Source organism: Nocardia ignorata NBRC 108230, from assembly GCF_001612905.1.
Taxonomy (GTDB): Bacteria; Actinomycetota; Actinomycetes; order Mycobacteriales; family Mycobacteriaceae; genus Nocardia; species Nocardia ignorata.
Window position 1 is genome coordinate 1 of the sequence record NZ_BDBI01000045.1, and the last position, 15,125, is coordinate 15,125.

Sequence of the window (15,125 nt, forward strand, 5' to 3'; positions counted from 1 at the left end):
TTTCCGCGCTCCCCCCACACCTCCCCTTCGCTTCTCTCCGCCCATTTAAAAAGGCAGACATCTGGCATCTCGGATAACGATCCGATAACACCCGTGTCGATAGTTGTCCATCGTTGCTCAGAGTTGTCGAACCGAATTAATTGTCGCTTGCGGCAACATAATTCATTGATGCCTCATGGAGGCATGGTCGCGACTATTCATCGAGTCGCCGCAGGAAACGGCTACCAATACTATTTGCGTCAAACCGCAGCCAACGACCGAACCGCTCGCGGGCGGTCATCGCTGTCGCAGTACTACTCCGATCATGGTGAAGCACCCGGACGCTGGCACGGCACCGGCTTGGGCGCCCTCGACCTCACGGCCGGGTCGGAAGTGACCGAGCCCCAGATGAAGTCACTGTTCGGGGAAGGTCTTCACCCGAACGCCGAGCAGATCAAGACCGAGGTCTACACACGCCAGATCGCGCTCGGCGCAAGCGACCGTGACGCCACCCGCGCAGCCGAGAAGGCAACGAAACTGGGCAACAAGTTCGCCGTCTATGAAGTTCGGTCGGAGTATCGGAAGCGCTGTTCTCAGGCCTACCGCGCACACAATTCAGCACGGAATATGGAGCCCACTGCCGCCATTTCCGATGACGAACGTGCACGTATTCGCACACAGGTGGCGACCGATATGTTCACTGACGAGTACGGTCGTGCAGCCTTGAACGCGAGAGAGTTGTCGGGGTGGGTCGCCAAGAACTCGCGTGTCAACCAGGCCGCGCTAGCCGGTCTCGAGATCACTTTCTCCCCGGTGAAGAGTGTGTCGGTGTTGTGGGCGTTGGCCCCACCGGATATGGCGCGGCGGTTAGAGGTTGCCCACCAGCGCGCGATCAGGGATGCGTTGGCGTGGTTGGAACGCAACGCCGTGTTCACCAGGCTCGGCCGCAACGGCGTCCGTCACGCCGAAGTCGAAGGCATCGTCGCGGCTTGCTTCACCCATCGCGACAGCCGCGCAGGCGATCCCGACCTCCATACCCACGTCCTGGTCGCCAACAAAGTCCGCACCCTGGACGGCAAGTGGCGCACGATCGACTCGCGTTTGTTCCATGAAGCGGCCGTCACGGTCTCGGAGATTTATGACTCCCGCCTCGAGCACTACCTCGAACTCGCTCTGGCCCTGCAGTTCGAAACCCGCCCTGACCGCGATATCCACCAGGTCCCGGTCCGTGAAGTCGTCGGTGTCCCGCTGGAACTGATCCATGCCTGGTCGCAACGTGGCACCGCGATCAACGCACGCTTGGACCGGCTCACCGCCGATTTCCAGGCAACCTTCGGCCGCGAACCCACCCCGGAAGAGGTCTACGGGCTGGCCGATCGGGCAACGTTGGACACCCGCCCGGCCAAACACCTTCCGCAATCGCACACCCAGCAACGGCAAACCTGGCGGGAACAAGCCACCGCCGTGCTCGGCGGCCATGAGCCCGTTGAAGCGGTGATGGTGGCCGCGGTGTCGGTGCCACCGATATCGCGCCCGGAGCCGGACGCCGCGTTCATCGCCGCGACCGCCGAACGTGCGCTGGCCGCTGTATCGGAGCGGCGCTCGACGTGGCGGCCGTTCAACTTGCGCGCCGAGGTCGAACGCCAGCTCCGCGGCCGGATCAGCCCCGCCGACTGGGCCTGGGTCCCCGACAAAGTCGTCGCCGCAGCACTCTCACCGCGGTCTACGATCGCGCGCGGTGATCCCGACCTCACCGAAGAACCCGAGCTGCGAGCGGTGCCCGCCTGGTTGCGCCACCGCGACGGCAGCCTCGTTCACGTTCGTCCGAACTCCCAGATCTACACCACCGAAACCACTCTCGACGTCGAAGCCGCACTCATCGAACTGTCCATCGAACCTGGCGCCCGCACCCTGGACCCCGACCTGCTGACCAACGCGGTCGCGGAATACAACACTGCGCATCCTGATCGGCCGCTCAATGTCGGCCAGGTCGGTGTGATCTCGTCCTTCGCCACGTCCGGGTTGCGCGTGCATACTGCTAACGCTCCGGCTGGCACCGGCAAGACCACTGCCATGCAAGTTCTCACCAGCGCATGGCATTCCAGCGGCGGCACCGTCCTTGGGATGGCGCCCACCGCTGCGGCGGCCGCGGTGCTCGGGGAGTCGATCGGCACCCGCGCTGAGACCGTCGACAAGCTCCTCGACGTCATCCATCGCCACTCCGTGCGCGCGGATTCGCCCACGGTCGTGCGGGATCATCCGCCGTCGTTGCCGCAGTGGGTTCTCGACATCGACAACACGACGCTGGTGATCGTCGACGAGCACGTCAAACTCGGCAACACCAAACGCCTGCAACTGCTGCAGTTCCTGTCCCGTCGCGGGGCCACGGTGCGCTGCATCGGTGACGACCGGCAACTGCCCGCGATCGACGCCGGTGGCGCCGACGCCGACATGAACGTCGCCTCCCCCGAACAAACCGTGACGCTGTCACACGTCGTCCGGTTCGCCTCCACCGGCGAAGCAACCGCGTCGATCGGGCTGCGCGAGGGCGACCCGGCCGCGTTGGCCTGGTATCTGGACAACGACCGCATCCACGCCGGGCACACCGGGTCGGTCTACGACGACACCTATACAGCATGGGCCGCCGACCACAACGCCGGTCGGGACGCGGTCATGTTGGCGCCCACCCACGAGGTCGTGACCGCGCTCAACGCACGCGCCCGCGCCGACAGACTCACCCGAACCGGCACGAAACCGGAGACCGAAGTGGTCCTCGCGGACGGTCTTTGCGGCTCTGTCGGTGACACCGTGCGCACCCGACGCAACAACCCGAAGCTGCGTTTCGGCGACACCGATTGGGTCCGCAACGGCTACTCCTGGACCATCACCGCCGTCAACCAGGACGGTTCACTGACCGTGTCACACCGACGCGGCGGCACCAACAGCGACACAACCGTCCGACTTCCGGCCGAGTACGTGCGCGCCCATGTGCATCTGGGGTACGCCGCGACGATCGATTCCGCGCAGGGAATCACCGCCGACGCCTGCCATGTCGCGTTGTCCGGGCGCGAATCCCGCCAACAGTTCTACGTCGCGATGACCCGCGGGATCCACGCCAACCACGCCTACCTCGCGACCGCCCTCGACGGCGCCGAAGGCTCGATCTACACCGAACCCGCCGTCTACCCGCGCACCGCGGTGGAAGTTCTACAGCGCGTCTTGGCGCGCGACGGGGCACAGAAATCCGCACACACCGAACTTCGCGACGCCCTCGACCCTGCCTTGCGCATCGGACGGGCGGTCGATATCTACCTCGACACCCTCGGCCTGACTGCCGAACACGCCCTCGGCAGCGACCGTCTCACCGAACTCGACCACGCCGCCGACACCATCCACCCCGACATGACCGACAGCCCCGCCTACCCGGTCCTGCGTCAACACCTGGCCCTGATCGCACTCACCGGCGCCGACCCCATCGCCGCGCTCCGCGCCGCCGCGGATAAGCGGGAACTCGATACCGCCGATGATCCCGCTGCGGTGCTGGACTGGCGACTGGACCCGACCGGCGCCCATTCCGCCGGCACCGGACCACTGCCCTGGACCCCAGGACTGCCCCACGGCGTCACCGATCAGGCCCTCGCCGAACTTGTTCGGGCCCGCGAACGGATCGTGTCCGCCCTCGCCGAACAAATCCGTGACACCGCGCGAAGGTGGACGCCGGGCAACGTACCCGCGTGGGCGCGGCCACTTCTCGGGACCGATCCCGCGTTGCTCGGCGAACTCGCGGTGTGGCGGGCAGGACTCGGTATCCCCGACACCGACACCCGACCCACCGGACCAGACCGCTACACCGACCTCGAACGCCTGCACCAGAAACGCCTGCAACAACGCGTCATCGACGCCTGCGGTGACCCCGCGCTGCCACGCAATCGGTGGGCCGACGTCGTCGCCAACATCGATGCTCGAATCAGCACCGACAGCTCGTGGCCGGTCATTGCCGACAAAATCGACCTCGCCGACCGCGCCGGACTCGGCATCACCATTCTGCTCACCGGCGCCGCCGCACAACGACCATTGCCCGATGAAATGCCCGCCGCGGCACTATGGGCACGCCTGGAACTGGAACCATCCGCCCTCGACACCACCGACACCGACCCTCTCCACCCCGACTGGCTACCCGACCTCGAAACCGTCCTGGGCACCGACACAGCCGAACAGCTCACCAACGAACCGGCCTGGCCCCGGGTCGTCGCCGCCGTCGAACGCGCCACCAAATCCTGGTCACCCCGCGATCTGCTCTTCACCGCCTACGAACTACTCCAAGGCGCCCAACCCGACGACGCCGCACCATTGCGTCCCGACCAACTCGCCGCCGCACTGGCCTGGCGCATCGACACACTGCACCACCACACCCCGACACCACCACCTGCCCACCACGCTGAACAGGCAGCGCCTGAACCGAGCGCCCCGGATGGCGGCAGCGAAACCACAGCCACCGCCGCTAAAGCCGAGCAGACCCAGCACAAAATCGAGGATGCTCCTGTCGCCACCGTTGTCAGCGAACCTGCCGAGGACGACCTCCCCACCGGCATCGACCGTATTGCCGAATTGTTCGCGACCGGGCGAGTCGCCGACGCTGTCGCTGCGTTCCGAACCTTCAACACCGGACTAGCCGACGACGAACAAGCGGTCCTCACCGCTATCTCGGAAACCCTCTACCAGTACAGCTTCCCCGTCGCGCAAGCCCGACTCCGCTGGGCCGCCAGACAGTTCCCACAACACCAGGCTCTGATCCAGGCGTGCACACCCTCAACAGATCCGCACGTCTTCCGCCGTGACACCGAACCCGACCACGACCGCACCCGGCCCGTCTACGACCACCGCGAACGCTTCGACCCCACGGTCACACCGGCTGCTTTCGACCCGATCCAGGCCGCAGGCAACGACGTGGTCGACACCTACCTCGCCGACCCCGAAACACTCGACAGCCGCGATCCGGCGTCGATCAGCGCCGCCCGAGCAGCAGCGGGTGGCTATCCGATCGACTACGACCTGGCCGCGATACCCGCCATCATCGGCCTGCCATGTGTCGATTGCAGCATCGAACGCCCCGACAATGCCAGATCTCCCGTGCCCCCAAGAGTCTCCGACGACGGCCTGTGCCACGACTGCCGCGACAACGAACGGCCAGGCATCCCCGAACACAACCCCGCAGAGCACATCACCGCACGATGCGCCCATATCGTCGAGACCCACCCCGCACCTGCGGCCTTGGCGATGCTGCGCCGCGACTGGCGCATACTCGACCAGCCCAGGCGCGCACTCATCGAGCAGTGGCTGACCGACAACCCGCTCACCGAACAACCACTTCCCGTCCTCACCCCGCTGCAACGTCTCTCCGACCGCGCGCTCGCCGAGGCGATCGACGGACTTACCCAGCGGCTCAGCAACATCGCAACAGAAGCCGAATTCTTCACCCCGATTCGACATGACGACTTCTATTCCGCACCCGATACGACCGTGGCCGAACACCGGCAAACCGCCGAGAACGCACAACTGACCGCCCGCCAGCACGCCCACGAACTCGACATCGCTATCCGAGCACTCCACGCCACCGCGGACACACTCGAGACCGCGCGTGAAGAACTCGACTCCCTGCCAGTGACGCGCCGCCGCCAGCGCAAGACCCTGCAAGAACGCATCAACACCTTGGTCCGCGAACACCGCGAGCGCAGCGAAACGCACGAGCAGATCCGAGACACCGCGCGGGCAGCAAACCGGCACGCCAACGAACTACTCGCCCGCGCCGAACGCACCGCCGCCGAAGACGAAAGTCGCCGTCTCGCAGACCATACCCACGCCGCTGGCACCACCGCCAACGACCGAGAACGAACGACCGCGGCACTTCAGAACGGGCTGAGCGCCGAACTCTCCGACCACCGTGCAGAACAACTGAGACGACATCAACTGTCACACCCTCAGCGACAACGGGAGGAACACGCACGTACCGAAGTGAACGCAACAGCGGAAGATTTCATCCCAGACGAATACACCTACCCCGACGGGAACAAGCCGAGTCCAGAAACTGACCTCGGCCGGTGACCAGCAACGTGGACCCTGAATGTCGGCTATATACATACAAGCAACGCCATGACCTCTAGTTTCCTCACCGTAGAGCCTCGCCTGCAGTGGCTCGATCCCGGCCACACCGGACTCATTCCGCACCGAGTGCGGGTGGGATCTGCGGCCCGGGCGCCAGTGGTGCTCACGCACAGTTCAACATCCCGAGCCGAACACGCTCGAGAGGCTGTCTGACCTGCGGGCCTGCTAGGACAACGAGATGGAACAGCTCTCAACAACCGGTAGAGCACCTCACCGGACGGATGCGACACATCTGGTCGAGATCGTTCTGTCTGCTTGCGCGTCCGGGTAGCCTCAGCGATGCGTCAGAGCCAGAGATGCGAGCACGCGAGGACGGCGTTCAACGATCTCACGCTCCATGTCTCCCGCTTTCGGCGATGGTGTAGGCCAAGTCAGTCAGCTCGTGTGGCCCCCGATCGGCCGCACACTCGTCGCAGATGTTGATCACCCGGCCGGCCAACGGGGCTGCGAAGGCCGGTAGGCCGATGTCCTGCTCGAGCTCTTCATCCCAATCAGGGGTGGTCTCCATTTGACATACGTCGCAAGCCCAAACTTCGTGCATATCTGTATCGTTCGTCATGCCATAACGCTACGGCGCGATCATTGATAGTTCCACACGAAGTCCGTTGTAAGCGGTTGCAACTAAAACCTACTGCTTCCACTACGCCTTCGACTCCCTGGCAACGAACAACCGGTCCATTCGAATTTCGAAATCGCCTAATACGGCGTATGTTTCGGGATCCTGGCCGAACACGGCCTCTACGACGTAACCGCTATTGCCTGCCGAGGTTCGCCCGCGACCGTCAACCTGGCCGCCGCGGTTAGTCCCCAAATTCCTGGGGTCTCACCGCAGTGGGCCGATGGCCCAGCGCGACCGCTTCAAGAAGCGCCATCGTTTCGCACCTGGTTGCACGGCTTGCTAGGCGATCGGGTGCCATCCCGACCATGGCCGGGAACCTGATACGCCGCGTAGGCAGTCAACTCGATGTTGCGCTTGGGCAGCGTGGTTCGGGTCCGATCCAGCTGCTTGAGCCGCCATGCAGGTCATTCGAAGCTCGCGGATGTCTCTCAACAGGGAGAAGCCGTCCCATGTCGTGACGTCGTAGCCGTACGCGTCGCAGAAGGAACGGTATCGTTCGGCCGAGATCCAGCCGAATGAGCTGTGTTTGATCGCGGTGGAGACAAGGTCCCATTCGGGTGGGCCGACCGAGGCACGCTCCAGGTCAAGAAACGTGGTCACTCCGGCTTCAGTGGTGACCACGTTGCCTTCCCAGGCGTCGCCGTGGATCGGCGACCACGGCATGCCGGTAGGCAACTCTTCCCAGCCTGCGCGCAGATCGGCGAGCCGCTGGTACAGCCACTGCCGATCCGCATGACTCAGCGACGACGCGCTGTCAATGCGTTGCTCGAGCCGGACGAACGGCGCGATTTCGGACAGAAACGGCGGCACGGCCAGCTGGTGCAAGGCCCGCAGCGCCGTCCCGATCTCGCGCTCGCTGCCGTTATGGTGGGGCGGCAACTCTTTCCACAGCGTCACTGGGCGCGAGTCGATCACAGCGAAGTCCGCGCGAGTGCCCATCGGCTCCACAGCCGAGATATTGTGTTCTCGAAGCCATTCCGCGATTTCCACCTCGCGGCGCGCCGCCTCGATCTGGCCCGCCCGCGCGACGCGAATGACCATCCGCTGATCAGGTACTCGGAAGATCGCATTCTCAGCAAGTTTGATCGGGACCATCCCGTCTGCGTCGATGCCAGCATCTGCGCATGCCGTGCGAGCGATGCGTTCAACGAGAGGGGTGTTCATGTGGTGGTAGCAGGAGTCGGTATCTGGACCTTGGCGCGGTGGGCGTAGCGGCGTAGTTCGGCGATGTCTTCGTTCGCGCGCTGGGACTTGAGGTCACGCGCGCGGCCGAGGGCTTGGTTCGCGATGGTGGTTGCCTCGGCCGGGTCACCGGTGGCCATGACGAGCGATGCGAGTTTGATGGTCGACATCGTCCGCGACCGTGCGGCGGTGTCGGCGTGGCCGTCGACTGCTGCGGCAAGCCGGTCGCGGGCCTCACCGACGAAGCTGCCGTGCACGGCGATGTCGAACAGGGCGTGGCCGGTGTCGCCCGCGTGCTGCGCGCTGTCGTAGTAGCGCATCCACGCCGGATCGTTGCCGGGCACGCACCGACTGAAGTCGCGGTCGGCGTTGGCGACGGAGGTCAGCGTCGCGGGAATATCGCCCAGCTTGGCGTGCACACGCGCTTCGGTGGTGTGCAGCATCGCCCGTTCGGTTGCGGTGAGTTGGTCCGCCTCTGTGAAAGCTCTGCGGACGTATCCGAGTCCGTCGTGGTTGCGGCCGGTCCAGATCGCGTGCCGCGCCATCGAAGAAAGGATCTTCGCCCTCAGGTTCACCGCCCCGGACTCTTCCGCACAGTCCAGGGCCAGAGCGAACATCGAGTCCGCGTCGTCGTGTGCGCACGCGTCGAAGGCCATGAACGCCGCCGTGTGCGCGAGGGACCCGACAGCCATCTGCAGGGCTGCGCGGTCGCGCGCGGAACAGTTGGCTTTCAGGTAGGCGACCGCGACCCGTAGTTGCGCGACGACGACGTCGCGGACCAGGCCGCCGCCATAGGTGGCGTCCCAGCGTGCGAATAGCTGGGCTGCTTCGTGAATCTGTTTGATCTCCACTGCGCCCACTCGCGTCGGGTTGACGGTGGTGCGGGCTTGGCTGAGCATCTGGGCGAGGCGGTCCGGTGACACGATGACCGTCGCAGCGGTAGCTGCGGCCACACGCAGGAATCCTTGTCGGTCCACGGGCTCCACGGTAGCCACGTTCGGCAGCTTGAACCACAGCAGATCCGGTGGGATGCGCAGGACAGTTGCCCACTTGACCAGGTTGGAGAGCATCTCGGGCGCCGGGCCGTTCTCGATCCGGCTCAGCTGCGCCTGGCTCAGATCCAGCCACTGCGCCACCTGGATCTGACTCAATGGCTGCCCGTGAGCGGGGTGGTTGCGGTACTCCTCGATGACCGCACCCATGTGCCAATTCGCCAGCGCCTCACGCAGCGGGCCGTGAGCCCAGAACTCGGCCGGCATCTCGGGCGGCCCGTCCGCCGAGGCGATGGGGGCGCAGTTGCCACACCACGGGCCGATGTTGAATCGGCTCAACGAACTTCCGCACGTGGCGCAGGTGCGACCATATCCGACTGTTTCCGCCATCGCTTCGCTCCCGTCGTTCCGACCCCACAACGCGAATATTTCGACGCTATCATCGGCACACGCGGCTGGTATACGTGCCGCGTATATCGGTTATGCCCTGTGCGCGTTGCCCGTAACCGCATGGTGGAGCGACTGTCAGTTCGTCCGAATTCGCTCCTGCACGGACTCCGCGACTACTGGCAAGCCGACCGAGGTGACCCATGGCAACCACCCTCGAAGACGATGTGTTCACCCTCCTCAAGCCCGGGAGACCGCTGACCATCGAGACGATTGCGCACGACCTGAGGGTGCCGCCGTGGATCGTCGCGCGAGCTTTGGATGCGCTGCGCCACAGGGGCGATGTGTTCCGGAACCGCTGTGCGCAGTGGCAAGTTTCGGCGGGCAAGCGCCGTCCAGCACGGCAGACGAGCCGATGAGCCGCCTCGCCTTGCCCGGCCCGAGGACCCCGCTGCCATGGGAGGAACAACAGGCCAACCCGGAGACGATCTGCGGAAGCGGTTGGCGCACAGGTTTGGCCGCTGCAGCCCCGAGCTCGGTCAAGCTAATCCCCACTGTTGAACGGAAACCCCCTCGATACGCGAACGCTACGCCATCACTGTGCGGCAAATTTCGATACCAGTGGCGGGCCCGGACTTTCACCAGGACCCCATCCCAGGGAAGCCGAGGCAACAATTGCCTGATCCGACTTCCCTCAACGCTGGAAAGCCACTTGGGAGGCCTCGTATGAACAGCAGCAAGGAGCCGAACTCATCCCAGCCCGCGGCGAGGCGTACTGAGCTGTGTGGGTCGGCCGACGCCCGCGCCGGGACGGAGAACCCTCAAACTTTCGACTGCACGCTGCCGACCATGGTTCGGCAGCTCGAGGCGATGGTAAGCGCGGGATGGTTGACCGGAGTGACCGAGGCGTCCAGCGACTTGCGATGACACCGACCAACATACGAGTGCAGCCGTTCACTGAGTCCCCGCGCAGTCGGTGCGAGTTCTCCCATCGAGAGGGTTTGTTGCCGACCGTGTCGCCCCACAGACAGACGGCCTGGCGATGACACACGCGAGCAGACCGTCACCGTGCCCCGACGAACCCGACGTCCAGCTCTCGGTCCTGATTTCGAGCGTCCGAATGGAATTCGCCGCCTGTGTGACCGCCGCACTGGTGTTCGTCTGCGACGTGGCCGCCCACCGCCCCGGAACCGTCGCCGTCGCCCCTGGTCGGTGCACCGGCCTGCCCCGGCTGCCGAACGAACGCCTCTACCTTCAGCCCTGACCATCCCGTCACGGCCCCGGCTACCTGAATGGCCTCCGCACGTGAACCGGCGAGAAACCACGACCCCTCCGGTCCTGGCCCCGTGCCGAGGCGGCCCCGGAGTTGTTTCCGGCGACTTCGGGGCCCCCGATCCTCTCGAGCAAGGAACCCAGCACGATGTACGCCAAGTTCGATACCACCACAACGCCTAGCTCACACCGCCGCCGATGGATCGCCGCGAGCGTGCTCGGCACGCTCGCCGCCCTGACCACCATCGCGATAGTGACCGCACCCGACAGCGACGCGGGCTCGCCCACCGTCATCTGCGCACAGATCACCTCTCCCTCTGGGGTAGTGAGCGGTTTCGGACCGGGTGGCACGTCCAGCGGCCCGGGGGCGATCTTGGGGTTCAACTACGCCTACTACGTGCAGCGCTCCGCCGAGGAGGCCCGCCGGTTCCTCACCGCCGACGCCCTCGTCCGCCCCAGTGACCGGTTGCAGGCTGGGATCGATGCGATCCCAGCTGGCACCCGGCACTGCGTCACGATCTCGCCGCTGGTCCGTGTGGGGGATGCGGACCTTTGGGCGGTCACCGTCACCGAATACCACCCCGACAGTGAGCCGTTCGCGCCGCGCCAGATCATCACCACCCGCACCCTCGGCGATGCGACGCTCATCAGCTCCATCGCCCGCACCTGAGACCAACTCCGACCACCTGAATACCTTGGGCCAACACCGCGCGGCCAGCTCGCTGGCCGGTCGGTCCGAGGGTGGGGAACCGCTCCCGGAGGCCGTCCCGACGACCCCGCGCCTCCGGGAGCGCGCCCCCGCACCCAGCAACCACACCCCGGCGGGCTCCCACCTACCAATCCAACTATCGAGAACAGAATGAAAGGCTAGAAATGTCTTACTCCAGCTGGTACGCCGCGGCCGATGACGGCTTGGAACCGTTGCAGCGCAGTCTGATCGATATCGAGTCCGAGACCAAATACCAGCGCAGCTACAGCCCCGAGATCCTGCCCGGTCTGGTGCAGACCCTCGCCTACGCCCGCACAATCCTGTCCAAGTGCACGACTGTGCTCGGCGTACCTGACGACAGCGAGGCGACTGCGGCGGTGCGGATGCAGAGCCAGGCCGTGCTCGACGCGCCCGGACACCGCTTCCACCTGCTCATCGGCGAAGCCGCCCTGCGGCGCACCGTCGGTAGTCACGCGATCATGGCCGCCCAGATCCGCAAGCTCGGTGACATCCTCACCAGCCGCGACAACGTCGATATCGGCATCATCCCGCTCGATGCCGAATTCATCGGCCAAGCAGACAATTTCGTCATCCACGACGAGACCGGCGTCGATATCGAGACCGTCACCGGTTCGGTCGAAACAAGCGGAGCAGACGAGATCGCCCTCGCGGTACGCACCTTCGACCTGCTCACCGACCAGGCCCGCTACGGCGAGCACGCCCGAGCCCTACTCGATCGGGCTTTGGCCGAGCACGTCGGCCCCGGCATCTAAATCCACCTGACGGTGTTCCAGACCCCGACCCTCACCCGCCGGGCCGTATCCCTCGTCGCGGCCACAGGCACCGGGCCGGGGCCTGGACGCCACCTCCGATAGGACTTGAATCTCATGCCGACAACCGGTCTCCCTGCCCTTGGGATGCTCACAGCCGCACGCCGGCGGGCGGTGTGACATGAGCCCCTGCCTGACTGAACTGCGATACAACGTTGCCAACAGCGCGCGAGTCGGCAACTGGCTCCTCGGCGGCAAGGACTACTACGACATCGACCGACTGGTCGCCGAGCACGCGGGCGAGAGGATTGTCACGGTCACTGGTGAGGCCCGCCGGTTCCTGCTGCGGGCAGTGGATCACCTCACCAACGAACACGCTGTGCATCAGTACGTCGACCTCGGCTGCGGTATCCCGCTACCGCCCAACATCGGTGACGTCGCCGGTCGCGACGTCGAGCGCGTCCGGGTGCTCTACCTCGACCACGACCAGCTCGTCGCCGTTCATGCCCGTGCCCTCTTGGCCAACGGTCCCGGCCGGCGCTTTTCCATGGTCGACATCACCGACACCACCGCCGTCCTCGACCAGATCACCGAGTTCTTCGATCTCGACCTGCCGATCGCGCTGTGCCTGTCCGGCACCGCCGAACTCCTGCCCGACCCACACGCCGTGCTCGCGGAGCTGGCCGGGGGACTCCCGCCGAACAGTTGGCTCATCCTCAGCCACATCACCGAGGACATCTTCGGCGACGAGATCCGCACATGGGCCACCCATCTCACCCACAACGGAATCCCCTACCGTCCTCGCGATCACACCGCCGTGACCGCGATGCTGGCCCCCTACCAGCTACTGGCACCCGGCATCGTCGCACCACACCGCTGGCGACCCGACACCGGCGACCCCACCTATCACCCATCCCACCACCCGCAATCGGACCTCAGCGGCTACGCCGCAGTAGGCCGGTACTCCGTTGAGACGTAGGAGTCGAGCTATTGACCGAATTAACGGGTCGAACGCCGGTGTGTTGGTGTCGGGCGCTCGCGGTGGCCCGGTAGACCTCTTCCGTCTGATTGGGAGAGGTAATGAGCTTTACTGGGTGGTCCTGAGCGTGATGTCCGTGAGATTCAGTGCCGAGTTGGGGTCGCGTAACCGAGGTCGAACCCCACCGAGACGATCGAAGCCCACCGCGCGTTCATCGCGCGGCGCCGCTCCACCCGCCCCAGCCAGGCTCCCTTGGCGGTCTGGATTTCGGTGTCGGTGATTGGGCACGGCGCCACCCAGTGGCTCCAGCGGTCGGGTTCTTCGACGGCCCAGTGCGCGAGGTCGAGGTAGAAGGCGCGGATCCGGATCAGCTCGTCCTTGAGGTTCAACCGCGGCGTCGGGACCTTGGTCCGCTCCCCGGTCCGAATCCAGCAGCACCACATCGGTATCGGCGCCGAAATCGGCGACCAGCCGATCCAGCGCTGCCGCAAACGTCGCGCTCGTGTCCCCCACGGTGAGCGTGTCCAGATCGAAGATGAAGCCCGCGCAGCAACAGCAAGGACCAGTTGCGGTGGGGACGCCTGGTTCGATCGGCCATCTGTGACGTCACTCATCGGTGGATGTGGACGTCAGTCGGGATCGGGAGATGTTCGTAACGGCGAATTTTGACGTCGTGATCTTGGTTGCGGTGCGAGGGTCGGTGTGCTTGGTCTCGGGTCCGGTGGTGTGGCGCACGGTTCAGGCGGCGACGAGTATGGTGTGGTCGGCGCTCCGAACGGCGGATCCGCGCCGCAGGGTTCCCCGGGACAAATCGCTGCGCGCGTTCGACTTCGACGCCAACCCCAATATCGACACTGCCACCATCAATGGGCTGTGGCACCGAAATTCGCCGATAGATCCAGAACACATCCCTGAAACCGACACCGCGATTCACCGATGGCCCGCACCGGAAGCACCGGGCCAACGGTGATCACTCAGACCGGACCGCGTCGGCCCAAGACACAGGCCACGAAATCGGCTTTGCCTTCTGCATACGCTTCACGATCGTGACCGCTCAGCTCCACCAGTCGATACTTCAGGTCCGCGTATTTCTGTGCCAGGCCGCTATCGGCCCGCAGAGCATCGCGAAACCGGAGTTGCTCGACCCAGCGGGAGTTTCCGGCCTGGATCAGGTGCAAATGGGGCTTCCCTGCGGCGCCCCGCGGAGTCCGGTTTGACGAAAAAGCGGCGCCACGGCCGACGGTCCAGTTCCGGGGGCACATAACACCAGCGGGCGACAGCGAGACGCTCTGACGCTTCCTCAACGGCAATATCGAGGTCAGAGACTGAAGCCATCACGTCAACGATCGGCTTCGCGGCAAGACCAGGGACCGCGGTCGACCCGACATGCTCCACACCCTCGACCAACCACGGCGCCAGCAGGTCCGCCAGTTCCTCGCACTCCACCTCGGCTCGGGCAGGCCACCGGGCGTCATACGGGCACACCTGCACCGCTTCATAAGCCCACGCTGGCGCGTTCTCATCCACCGCGCCACACTACAGCCCAGATCCGCTGCCACCTACGCGTTCACCGTCCACGGATCCAGCAGGAACGTCGAGCTCCGCACAGACTTCTGGCGGCGGCGACACGGTCAGTGACGCCAAAATTCACCGTCACACCGACGCTGCTCGCTCCAACAGCGACTCCAGGATTCACCGATCAACGACGCCAGAATTCACTGGCATAACCAGGACGCCGGACCCGGACCGGTTTCACTGACCGGCGATGCGGTACCCGTGTAGAAACGGTGTGGTTTGCATATCAATGCCGCACACGAGATTCGAGGAGGATGACGTGGCCGAGAAGAGCTACCGCTCCGCCGAGACCGGCGAGTACGTGACCGAACAAACCGCGGCCGAGAACCCCCGGACCACCCTGGGCGAAAACGAGCCCCACGACGGTGACAACCGCCGTGACCGATCCTCAGTCACCGGACACTTCGTCAAACCCGACACCAGCCGCCGCCACCCCGACACCACCGTCACCGAAAACGAGTGACCGGAACTTCGAAAACAGAACGTCGCCCCGGCGCGC

General features: G+C 65.2%; 12 protein-coding genes and 1 pseudogene. 8 read left to right on the forward strand and 5 right to left on the reverse strand.

Features of this window, described 5'->3' with window-relative positions; all coding sequences use genetic code 11:
- The first annotated feature begins 183 nt into the window (after positions 1-183).
- The gene (gene mobF, locus NI2_RS29940; protein ID WP_067497813.1) at positions 184-6,081 is read left to right on the forward strand and encodes a MobF family relaxase; all 5,898 of its coding nucleotides are present in this window, start codon (positions 184-186) and stop codon (positions 6,079-6,081) included.
- Between the two features lie 388 nt (positions 6,082-6,469).
- On the opposite strand, the gene NI2_RS29945 is transcribed toward mobF, so the two are convergent.
- From NI2_RS29945 to NI2_RS29955, 3 genes are all read right to left on the reverse strand, one after another.
- Positions 6,470-6,700, reverse strand: coding sequence for a hypothetical protein (locus tag NI2_RS29945; protein ID WP_133734317.1), 231 nt, complete (start codon positions 6,698-6,700; stop codon positions 6,470-6,472).
- A gap of 339 nt (positions 6,701-7,039) precedes the next feature.
- Positions 7,040-7,924: a phosphotransferase enzyme family protein gene (locus NI2_RS29950; protein WP_067497818.1), complete on the reverse strand. Its 885-nt coding sequence runs from the start codon at positions 7,922-7,924 to the stop codon at positions 7,040-7,042.
- Complete coding sequence (locus NI2_RS29955; RefSeq protein ID WP_166655847.1) at positions 7,921-9,273, reverse strand: helix-turn-helix domain-containing protein; 1,353 nt, start codon at positions 9,271-9,273, stop codon at positions 7,921-7,923. Before NI2_RS29955 ends, NI2_RS29950 begins: the two co-directional genes overlap by 4 nt.
- Before the next feature lie 251 nt (positions 9,274-9,524).
- Between NI2_RS29955 and NI2_RS29960 the strand changes: the two genes are divergently transcribed.
- The 5 genes from NI2_RS29960 (at position 9,525) to NI2_RS29980 (ending at position 13,051) form a co-directional block, all read left to right on the forward strand.
- Positions 9,525-9,740 carry a hypothetical protein gene (locus NI2_RS29960; RefSeq protein WP_067497821.1) on the forward strand — a complete coding sequence of 72 codons (216 nt, stop codon included), beginning with the start codon at positions 9,525-9,527 and terminating at the stop codon, positions 9,738-9,740.
- 623 nt (positions 9,741-10,363) lie between these two features.
- Positions 10,364-10,585: a hypothetical protein gene (locus tag NI2_RS34220; RefSeq protein WP_133734315.1), complete on the forward strand. Its 222-nt coding sequence runs from the start codon at positions 10,364-10,366 to the stop codon at positions 10,583-10,585.
- A gap of 156 nt (positions 10,586-10,741) precedes the next feature.
- The gene (locus NI2_RS29970) at positions 10,742-11,263 is read left to right on the forward strand and encodes a DUF8176 domain-containing protein (protein ID WP_067497827.1); all 522 of its coding nucleotides are present in this window, start codon (positions 10,742-10,744) and stop codon (positions 11,261-11,263) included.
- A 203-nt stretch (positions 11,264-11,466) separates the two neighbouring features.
- A complete protein-coding gene (locus tag NI2_RS29975) occupies positions 11,467-12,075 on the forward strand; it encodes a DUF5753 domain-containing protein (protein WP_067497829.1) in 609 nt (202 codons plus the stop codon).
- A 178-nt stretch (positions 12,076-12,253) separates the two neighbouring features.
- Positions 12,254-13,051 (forward strand): SAM-dependent methyltransferase, encoded by a 798-nt coding sequence (locus tag NI2_RS29980; protein WP_067497832.1) that lies wholly within the window; start codon positions 12,254-12,256, stop codon positions 13,049-13,051.
- Positions 13,052-13,194: 143 nt separating this feature from the next.
- Here NI2_RS29980 and NI2_RS29985 read toward each other — a convergent pair whose 3' ends face one another.
- A complete protein-coding gene (locus tag NI2_RS29985; protein WP_133734314.1) occupies positions 13,195-13,440 on the reverse strand; it encodes a hypothetical protein in 246 nt (81 codons plus the stop codon).
- Positions 13,441-13,667: 227 nt separating this feature from the next.
- Between NI2_RS29985 and NI2_RS35570 the strand changes: the two genes are divergently transcribed.
- Positions 13,668-14,021, forward strand: a complete 354-nt coding sequence (locus NI2_RS35570; protein ID WP_279537634.1) for a hypothetical protein — start codon at positions 13,668-13,670, stop codon at positions 14,019-14,021.
- Between the two features lie 4 nt (positions 14,022-14,025).
- On the opposite strand, the pseudogene NI2_RS35420 reads toward NI2_RS35570, so the two are convergent.
- Positions 14,026-14,578, reverse strand: a pseudogene (locus tag NI2_RS35420) (GrpB family protein).
- A 307-nt stretch (positions 14,579-14,885) separates the two neighbouring features.
- Between NI2_RS35420 and NI2_RS30000 the strand changes: the two are divergent.
- A complete protein-coding gene (locus NI2_RS30000) occupies positions 14,886-15,089 on the forward strand; it encodes a hypothetical protein (RefSeq protein ID WP_067497959.1) in 204 nt (67 codons plus the stop codon).
- Positions 15,090-15,125 lie beyond the last annotated feature (36 nt).

Bases quoted from the DNA above. Each gene is read 5' to 3' on its own strand.
- NI2_RS29975 (WP_067497829.1), top strand. From the start codon at position 11,467: ATGTCTTACTCCAGCTGGTACGCCGCGGCCGATGACGGCTTGGAACCG.
- NI2_RS29945 (WP_133734317.1), bottom strand. From the start codon at position 6,700: ATGACGAACGATACAGATATGCACGAAGTTTGGGCTTGCGACGTATGT.
- NI2_RS29960 (WP_067497821.1), top strand. From the start codon at position 9,525: ATGGCAACCACCCTCGAAGACGATGTGTTCACCCTCCTCAAGCCCGGG.
- NI2_RS29950 (WP_067497818.1), bottom strand. From the start codon at position 7,924: ATGAACACCCCTCTCGTTGAACGCATCGCTCGCACGGCATGCGCAGAT.
- NI2_RS29970 (WP_067497827.1), top strand. From the start codon at position 10,742: ATGTACGCCAAGTTCGATACCACCACAACGCCTAGCTCACACCGCCGC.
- NI2_RS34220 (WP_133734315.1), top strand. From the start codon at position 10,364: ATGACACACGCGAGCAGACCGTCACCGTGCCCCGACGAACCCGACGTC.
- NI2_RS29980 (WP_067497832.1), top strand. From the start codon at position 12,254: ATGAGCCCCTGCCTGACTGAACTGCGATACAACGTTGCCAACAGCGCG.
- mobF (WP_067497813.1), top strand. From the start codon at position 184: ATGGTCGCGACTATTCATCGAGTCGCCGCAGGAAACGGCTACCAATAC.